At 40.1% G+C, this 416-nt stretch carries 1 protein-coding gene; it reads right to left on the bottom strand.

What is annotated here, in order from left to right; all coding sequences use genetic code 11:
* Positions 1-73: 73 nt before the first annotated feature.
* Complete coding sequence (locus tag BCT81_RS05025) at positions 74-262, bottom strand: hypothetical protein (protein ID WP_004738475.1); 189 nt, start codon at positions 260-262, stop codon at positions 74-76.
* Positions 263-416 lie beyond the last annotated feature (154 nt).

The raw sequence follows: 416 nt of genomic DNA, 5'->3' as shown, positions 1-416 counted from the left end.
AAGAAGATAAGAAGATAAACGCTGGACACAAAAAAAGCGCCTAAGGCGCTTTCTTATATTTCAACGGTGTAGCTTATCTCAGTGTTGCTTGGGAGAGTTTTGCTCTCATTTCCATCTCACCAATATTGAACTGGCGAACATCCATGGTCGCGATATCATTGCAGTCTTTACATGCATGATGGCACTTACCATCTAGGTAGTCGTGCTTTTTTACTAGGCTTGGCTTTTTGCACCAATCACAAACGCCTTCTATTGTGAACATATTCTCTCCTCACCTGTTTAAGTCAGGTGTATTTTCGGCGCAAATTATGACACAACAGAGACCTATTAGTTAATAGTTTGTTACTCGTTTTTGAGAGGGTGATCGATTGCAACACCAATAAAATCGATATCTCTGTGAGATGGAAAGATAAAGG

It is taken from the genome of Vibrio sp. 10N.261.52.A1 (assembly GCF_002876325.1).
GTDB lineage: Bacteria > Pseudomonadota > Gammaproteobacteria > Enterobacterales > Vibrionaceae > Vibrio > Vibrio chagasii.
Note: the sequence above shows the minus strand (reverse complement) of the source record. Positions and strands in the feature narration are given on the sequence as shown.